The organism is Herbaspirillum sp. B65, assembly GCF_000333555.1.
Lineage (GTDB): Bacteria > Pseudomonadota > Gammaproteobacteria > Burkholderiales > Burkholderiaceae_D > Herbaspirillum > Herbaspirillum rubrisubalbicans.
Window position 1 is genome coordinate 1 of record NZ_BADI01000089.1, and the last position, 4,265, is coordinate 4,265.

Genomic DNA, 4,265 nt, shown 5'->3' on the forward strand with positions numbered 1-4,265 from the left:
GGTGATGTTGCATTTGATGCGGCATCGGATGCGCTTGCGCCGCCTGTGCATGCCCGGCGCGCAGGCCTGCAGCACCGCGGCGAAACCCTGGACGGGAATCGCCAGCGCCAGCACCCAGAGCAGGAGGAGTTTTGCGCGCAGCATCATGGGCGGCAGTATAGACTGCGCTCGCGTCCGCGATCAACCTGTCCACCTGGCTTTAAGCGCTTGCCTTGCGCTGGCGCACACCGCGCACCAGGCGCAGACCGTTGAAGACCACGATCAGGCTGGCCCCCATGTCGGCAAACACCGCCATCCACAGCGAACTCATGCCCACCAGCGCCAGCACCAGGAACACCGCCTTGATGCCCAGCGCGATGCTGATGTTCTGCAGCAGCACGGCATGGGCCTTGCGGCTCAAGCGGATGAAGTCGGGAATCTTGCGCAGGTCGTCATCCATCAGCGCCACATCGGCCGTCTCCAGCGCCGTGTCGGTCCCGGCCGCGCCCATGGCGAAGCCGATGTCGGCCCGCGCCAGGGCCGGGGCGTCGTTGATGCCGTCGCCCACCATGCCCACACTGTGCAGGCCATGGCGCCCACTGAGTTCTTCGATGACCTTGAGCTTATCCTCCGGCAACTGGTCGCCGCGGGCGTCGGCAATGCCGGTCTGCACGGCAATGGCTTGCGCAGTGTGGCTGTTGTCGCCGGTCAGCATGACCACCTGCACCCCCAGTGCTTGCAGCTCCGTGACGGCCTGCTGGCTGCTGGGGCGCACGGTGTCGGCCACCGCCACCAGCAATTGCGGATGCCCTTCGCGGCATAGCAGGGTGGTGGTCTTGCCCTGTTTTTCGAAGGCTTGCAGGCGCGCTTCCAGTGCCGGGCTGCACTGGCCCAGCTCGTGGATCAGGCGGTGATTGCCGAGGTGAAACAATTGACCCGCGATACGCCCCTGCACGCCGCGTCCGGCCAGGGCGGCGAATTCGCTCACTTCCAAGGTGACGATTTCTTCCTGGGCGGCGATGGCCCGCGAGACCGGGTGATCCGAGCGTGCCGCCAGCGACACCGCCAGTTGCAGCAGGGCTTGCTGGTCGGCACCGGCTTGCAGTGTGAGCACATCGGTCACGCGTGGCTTGCCGAAGGTCAGGGTGCCGGTCTTGTCCACGGCCAGGGCGCGCAGTTGGCGGCCCTGTTCCAGGTAGACGCCCCCCTTGACCAGGATGCCCAGCTTGGCGGCCGACGCCAGTGCACTGACGATGGTCACGGGGGTGGAAATGACCAGGGCGCAGGGGCAGGCGATCACCAGCAGCACCAGTGCCTTGTAGAGCCAGGGCTGGAAGGCGGCGCCGGCCAGCAGCGGCGGCAATAGCGCCACCAGCAAGGCCATCAGCACCACGGCCGGGATGTAGTAGCGCGCGAAGTTGTCCACGAAACGCTGGGTCGGGGCCCGTTGGCCTTGCGCCTGCTGCACGCTCTTGACGATGCGCGAGAGGGTGGAGTCGCTCTGCACGGCGGTGACCCGCATCTCGAAGGCGCCTTGTTCATTGATGGTGCCGGCAAAGACCGGATCGCCGACTTGTTTCTGTACCGGTATGCTTTCGCCAGTGATAGGGGCCTGGTTGATGCTGGTGCTGCCTGACAGTAGCACGCCATCCAGCGGTACACGTTCACCTGGTGCCACCCGTACAGTGGCATCCACTGTCACGGTATTGGCCGGTACACTTTTCCAGACACCATCGGCTCCGCGCAGGCTGGCCAGGTCCGGCGTCATCGCCATCAGGCCGGCGATGGCATTACGGGCGCGATCCAGCGACAAGGCCTCAATCATCTCGGCCAGGGTGAACAGCACGATCACCATCGCCGCTTCAGGCCACTGTCCGATCGCGGCCGCGCCGATGACCGCCAGTGACATCAGGAAATTCATGTTCAGCGAGAAGTTGCGCAGCGCGATCCAGCCTTTCTTGAGCGTGCCCAGCCCGCCCAGCAGGATGGCAGCCAATGCCAGCGCGATCACCGGCAGCGAACGATCATTGCCGCTGGTCCAGGCCAGTAGCTCGGCGCCCAGCGCCGCTACCCCGGCCAGCCCCAGCAGCGCCCAGCGGCGCGCCGGGATGCGATAGGCGGCGGCCTGGTCGGGGGCATCGCGGCCGGCTTCGGCATCCAGCGAATCGGACTTGACCGCCGGCAGCATGTCCAGCGCCTTGAGGGTCGCCACCAGCGGCGCAATCGAAGGCAACTGGTGCTGCACTGTCAGCTCGCGCTGGATCAGGTTGAATTCCAGCGCCCCCACGCCCTGCATCTGCGTCAGGCGTTCGCGGATCAGTTTTTCTTCGGTGGGGCAATCCATCTTCTGGATGAAGAAGACTGCCTGCTCGGTCGCCCCTTCCAGGCGGCGTGCGGGCGGGAAGGGCGTGGCCGGGCTGCCGCAGCAGGCAGCGCCATGAGCATGGGAATGCGTGTGGTGGTCGTGATCGTGATGATGGCCATGATCGTGGTCATGGTCGTGCTGGTGGTCATGCTGGTGGTCATGCGCGTGGGCAGCCATCGTTTGCTCCTTGTGCAGAGAACAGGTTTCAGGGGTATATTAAAAACCCTGAAGTAACTACAAGGTCAAGCGAGGATCACATGGATACGCTCAAGATTGGCGAACTGGCCGGCCAGGCGGATTGCCCGGTGGAAACCATCCGCTATTACGAAAAGGAAGCCTTGTTGCCCGAGCCCACCCGCTCGCCGTCGAACTATCGCCTGTATGGCCCGCGCCACGTCGAGCGGCTGCAATTCATCCGCCATTGCCGTTCGCTGGACATGACCCTGGAAGAGGTACGGGAACTGCTGCGCCTGCGCGATGCGCCCGAGCAGAACTGCGGTGAAGTCAACGCTCTGCTGGACAAGCACATCGGTCACGTAGCCCAGCGCATTGCCCAATTACAGGCCTTGCAGGCACAACTGCAGCAGTTGCGCGCCCAGTGCGAGACGGAGCACCCGGCGCGCGATTGCGGCATCCTGCAGGGCCTGGCCAGCCTGCCCGATGAGATGAAACCGGCCAACCTGGGCAGCCACGGTGGTGGCTGCCATTAATTGCCGCCAAGGCTGTCAGTCGGCCCGCGCCAGCCAGGCCAGCACTTCCTCGATCACTTCATCCGGTTTTTCCCGCTGCGGGAAATGACCGGCGCCGGGGATGAGCACGCGGCGATAGGCATGGCCGAAGTGGTGCTCCTTGTCCTCGGAGCTGGCGGGATGATTGGCGCCATCCTCGGTGCCATGCAGCACCAGCGTGGGCACCATGATGCGCGGGGTCTCCCGCAGGCGCTCTTCCAGCGCGGCATAGGCCGCATCCCCCTCGACAAAACCCCAGCGATGACGATAGGAATGCAGGCTGATCTCGACCCAGTCGGGATTGTCGAAGGAGGCCGCGGTATTGGCGAATTCGGAGTCGGCGAATTTCCACGTCGGTGACCAGGTATTCCACATGAAGCGGGCGAAGGCACGCCGGTCGTTGCGCAATTGCGCCTCGCCGCGCGGGGTGGCGAAGAACCAGTGGTACCAGTAGCTGCGTGATTGCTGCAGCGACAGCGTCTGGTCCGGGGTGTTGGTGCCCCAGCCCACCGACAGCGCGATGCAATGGGCGATGCGTTCAGGGCATTGCGAGGCCGCAATGTAGGCGGCGCGGGCGCCCCAGTCGTGGCCAATGAGGCTGTAGCGCGACAGCCCCAGGGCCTCGGCAAAGGCCATCAGGTCGCTGGCCAGCGCGGCCAATTGACCGCTGCGCGGGGTGGCGTCGGACAGGAAACGGGTCGGCCCGTAGCCGCGCAGGTAGGGGCGGATCACGCGGTAGCCGGCGGCGCGCAGCGGGCGCAGGAAGCTGTCCCAGGTTCGCACATCGTCCGGCCAGCCATGCACCAGAATCACGGGCGGGGCTTCGGGCGGGCCGCTGGTTTCAAAGCCGATACGCAGCTTGTCGGTCTCGACGAAACTCAGGTGATTGGTCTGTGGCATGACGGACGTTCCCCCTCTGGTATGGTCTCGCTGGATGTGCCTGGATAACGAGAGTCTAAGTTACATATGAAGCTTAATTATCGTCGCAATACCAGTAGCGTGCTGCAAGCCCCCCTGATTTGGCACAGGTGAACACTTGTACACAGATCATGAGGGCGTTCCTGCGGGAGAACAGCAATCCTGCTCTGCCCCCAGCGCATCGAGGATCGGGCAGTCGGGCCGGTGGTCGCCGTGGCAGTGCTGCACCAGCCGTTCCAGCGTGGCCTTCATGGTCTGCAATTCATGGATGCGCT

The 4,265-nt window shown here is 64.7% G+C and carries 3 protein-coding genes and 1 pseudogene; 1 reads left to right on the plus strand and 3 read right to left on the minus strand.

Annotated elements, in window-relative coordinates; all coding sequences use genetic code 11:
- Positions 1-199: 199 nt before the first annotated feature.
- Positions 200-2,521: a heavy metal translocating P-type ATPase gene (locus tag I5W_RS02685; protein WP_044528074.1), complete on the minus strand. Its 2,322-nt coding sequence runs from the start codon at positions 2,519-2,521 to the stop codon at positions 200-202.
- A gap of 80 nt (positions 2,522-2,601) precedes the next feature.
- On the opposite strand from I5W_RS02685, the gene cadR reads away from it, so the two are divergent.
- Positions 2,602-3,054, plus strand: coding sequence for a Cd(II)/Pb(II)-responsive transcriptional regulator (gene cadR / locus I5W_RS02690; RefSeq protein WP_044528075.1), 453 nt, complete (start codon positions 2,602-2,604; stop codon positions 3,052-3,054).
- Between the two features lie 15 nt (positions 3,055-3,069).
- Here cadR and I5W_RS02695 read toward each other — a convergent pair whose 3' ends face one another.
- Positions 3,070-3,972: an alpha/beta fold hydrolase gene (locus tag I5W_RS02695; RefSeq protein WP_017454192.1), complete on the minus strand. Its 903-nt coding sequence runs from the start codon at positions 3,970-3,972 to the stop codon at positions 3,070-3,072.
- A 147-nt stretch (positions 3,973-4,119) separates the two neighbouring features.
- Positions 4,120-4,265 (minus strand): annotated as a pseudogene (locus I5W_RS33065) (Cu(I)-responsive transcriptional regulator); the annotation flags it as partial.